1 protein-coding gene and 1 pseudogene are annotated in these 3,250 nt (G+C 67.5%); both read left to right on the forward strand.

Annotated features, from left to right (window positions below):
* Window positions 1-639: 639 nt before the first annotated feature.
* Window positions 640-1,467 carry an AraC family transcriptional regulator gene (locus ACFXHB_RS44545; protein ID WP_380582919.1) on the forward strand — a complete coding sequence of 276 codons (828 nt, stop codon included), beginning with the start codon at window positions 640-642 and terminating at the stop codon, window positions 1,465-1,467.
* A 131-nt stretch (window positions 1,468-1,598) separates the two neighbouring features.
* A pseudogene (locus ACFXHB_RS44550) lies at window positions 1,599-2,933 on the forward strand (tryptophanase).
* Window positions 2,934-3,250: the final 317 nt, after the last annotated feature.

Genomic DNA, 3,250 nt, shown 5'->3' on the forward strand with positions numbered 1-3,250 from the left:
GGCGCCTTCACGAGCATGGGCGTCACCCACCGCCGGCGCCCCCTGACCGCCGGGGCGTGCTGTTCGTCTCCTCGGAGTACGAGATTGGCCTCGTCAACATCGTCTGCAGCCCCACGCGTGGCAGTGCCGGCGCGCGCACCGCCCTGCTGGTGACGATTCGGGATACGTCGCTCCCGCTTCGCCTCTCCGGCCGCGGCTCCCGTACGTCGCCCAGGGGATCAAGGTCACCCGCCGTCGGGGCGACCCGAACGGCGGGAAGATCCAGATCGAGCACGTCCTGCCGTCACCTGCCACGACGCGTTCTCCGCGACCGATGCCCAGCCTGCCCAAGTCGTGCGCGAGCACTGGCATGGCGAGCCCATCATTCCGCCCGGGACACCACGGTCGCCGGGGACGCCTCCAAGATCGGCGCCGGGAACACGCCCCGCGCGATGACCACTTTCCGTAACCTCGCCGGCACCCTGGCCCGCGTTGCCGGGCTGGACCAACGCCGCCCACTCGATCTCATCCACCCCGGCAGGTGAGAGCTCACGCATCTTGGGGGCGGCCGGGGTGAATCGGGACTTTCCTTCAATGCCCTGCTGTCGGCGGGTGGCATCCTGAATGCCAGTAGATGGCCGCTGGGCAGGGTGAATGAGCATGACAGGGAAGACCTTCGGCAAGATCGACTATTTCACGTCGGCCGCGAGCGGAGTCGAGTTCCTTCTCGGCCGACTGGACGGGTACCGATACTCCCCCCACACGCACGACACCTTCATCGTCGCGGCAGTGTCCCACGGTGCCGGCGCTCTCTCGATCGGCGGCCGGCCCTACAACCCAGGGGTGGCGCAGTTGATCTTCTGCAACCCTTTTGAGGTTCACGACGGTGCCGCCCGCGGCAGCGCTCTGAGCTATGCGGCGAGCTACCCGCCGGAACCTCTCCTGCACCGCATCGCCGCCGAGAGCGCGGAAGCTCCCCTGCGCGGGACGGTGCGTTTCACCGAGGCCGTGGTGGACGATCCCGCGGGTGCGGCCATGTTTCTCCGGGCTCACGAGAGTTCACGGCGCGGCGAGTGCGCATTCGAGGCAGAGGAACACCTCTTCACGACGTACGCGTACTGCCTGTCGCGCTATGCGGCCGTCCGCTTCGCGGAAGCCGGCCACGAGGAGGGCCCCGTCGATCGTGCCGTCACGCTGCTGTGCGACGACTACGCCGCCAAAGTGACGCTTTCGGACCTCGTCGACGAGGCGGGAGTCCCACGGCAGCGGCTCATCAGCGCGTTCCGCCGCCGCACGGGACTCACACCACATGCCTTCCTCGTCAATCGGCGCATCATCGCCGCGAAACAGCTCCTGCGCGGCGGCGAGAAGGCATCGGCCGTGGCGATGAGAACCGGCTTCAGCGATCAAGCTCACCTGATCAGGACGTTCAAGGCGCGCATCGGCGTCACGCCCGGCGCCTATCAGCAGGCCGTTCGCGAACGGTGACGACCCGCCGGCGTCCCTCTGCTTCCCTTCCGTCCTCGCAACGCCCTCGCGGCTCACCCCATTCGGGAGTACGCATCATGTCCAGGCGCCTGCCGGAACCGTTTCGCGTCAAGGTCGTCGAACCCATCCGGATGACCACGCGCAGCTACCGAGAGGAGGCGCTGCACCGTGCAGGCCTCAACCTCTTCTCTCTCGGCAGCGACGACGTCTACATCGACCTCCTCACCGACAGTGGCACCGGAGCGTTGAGCGATCGGCAGTGGGGCGGCCTCGTCACGGGCGACGAGGCGTACGCGGGCAGCAGAAGCTTCCACCGGCTGCCGGACACCATCCTCCGGATACTCGGATTCCCCCTGACCATTCCCACCCATCAGGGACGGGCCGCCGAGAACATCCTCTTCCCCGAACTGGTCACGCACCGCGAGTCGCACTCGCCGGTGTTCGTCTCCAACTTCCATTTCGAGACGACCAAGGCCCACGTGGAACTCGCCGGCGCGCGGGCGGTCAACACCCTGACTCCCGACGCGCTGGACACCGGCACCTACCACCCGTGGAAAGGAAACTTCGACCTTCCGGCGCCCAGGTCCGCCATCGAGCGGCACGGCGCCGCGAACGTGGCCGGTGTCATCGCCACGATCACCTGCAACACCTCCGGGGGCTAGCCCATGTCGGTCGCCAACCTGCGCGAAGTCTCGTCCCACTGCCGCGGCCTGGGTATCCCGGTCATCCTCGACATCGCGCGCTTCGCCGAGAACGCCTGGTTCGTCAAACACCGCGAGGAGGAGTTCAAGGACAGCACCATGTCCCAGATCGTGGCGGAGACCATGGCGTGCGGAGACATCGCCGTCGCATCCGCCAAGAAGGACGGACTGGTCAACATCGGCGGCTTCTGCGCCTTCCGCGAGGACGGCGACCTGTACCGAAGGGCTCAGCAGCGGTGCCTGCTGACAGAAGGCTTCATCACCTACGGAGGGCTGGCGGGCCGCGACATGGAAGCGCTCGCCATCGGCCTGGAGGAGGCCATCGACCCCGACTACCTCACCTACCGGATCGGACAGGTCGCCTACCTCGGTGAGCGTCTGCGCGCGGCCGGCATCCCGATCCAGCACCCCACCGGAGGCCACGCGGTCTTCGTCGACGCCGGGGCCATGCTCCCCCACCTGCCCCACGACCAGTTCCCCGGGCACGCCCTCGCCTGCGCCCTGTACCTGGAAGCGGGCGTCAGATCAGTGGAGATCGGGTCACTGCTGCTCGGCCGCAACCCGGACACCGGTGTACAGGAGAAGGCACCACTCGAACTGCTGCGACTCACCATTCCGCGCCGCGCCTACACCAACGACCACATGGACTACGTGGCCGACGCGCTGATCGAGGTGGCGGCCAGGGCGGCCACGATCAACGGCATCCGCTTCGACTACGAGCCGCCCGTGATGCGCAACTTCACCGGCCGCTACCGCTGGATCTGACCATCCCACCAAGTGCTCCCGAGATCGAGGCCACCGAAGCCCCAGGCACCTGAACGTTCGCCGCCTGGTCGCGGGAGCAACGACACAGCCGAGGCGGTCAAGGCCGGCAAGGTCGTCGACGATGGTGTCGCCCCGGTACTCCCCGGTGAGTTCTTCGTCATCACCCTGACCCTGGCCGCCAGTGCGAAGTGCGTCCTGGTTGCCGCGGGCCGGCACGGCGCGGGGAGTATCAGAATTTCGGTGGACACCCTGATCAAGGGAGTCACTGATGAGCTCGCTGACGGATCACCGGATCGAGTCGGTTCCTGAGGGGACGG

The organism is Kitasatospora sp. NPDC059327, assembly GCF_042752535.1.
GTDB lineage: Bacteria > Actinomycetota > Actinomycetes > Streptomycetales > Streptomycetaceae > Kitasatospora.